The following is a 219-nucleotide window of genomic DNA, read 5'->3' on the forward strand; positions in this document are numbered from 1 at the left end:
CTCCCCTGGAAATGATCATGATAGCGTTCATGCTGTTAACTTGTTGAGAAAAGTTGAGATCAGCGGGAGCAATATACTGGCAGACCGGGCTTACGGTGCTCAGACAATTTGGGAATACATTTCAGGACAGGGTGCCAACTATGTGATTCCACCCCAAGGCAATCTCGTTAAGCCCTGGAACGTTGATTGGTGCCTGTATAAGGAACGGCATTTGATTGA

At 47.0% G+C, this 219-nt stretch carries 1 protein-coding gene; it reads left to right on the top strand.

Annotated elements, in window-relative coordinates; genetic code table 11:
- Positions 1 to 219 (top strand): transposase (locus H6B51_RS18600; protein WP_204884843.1); only part of this gene is annotated, 219 nt, incomplete at both ends.

This window comes from Pseudoflavonifractor phocaeensis (genome assembly GCF_016901955.1).
GTDB lineage: Bacteria > Bacillota > Clostridia > Oscillospirales > Oscillospiraceae > Flavonifractor > Flavonifractor phocaeensis_A.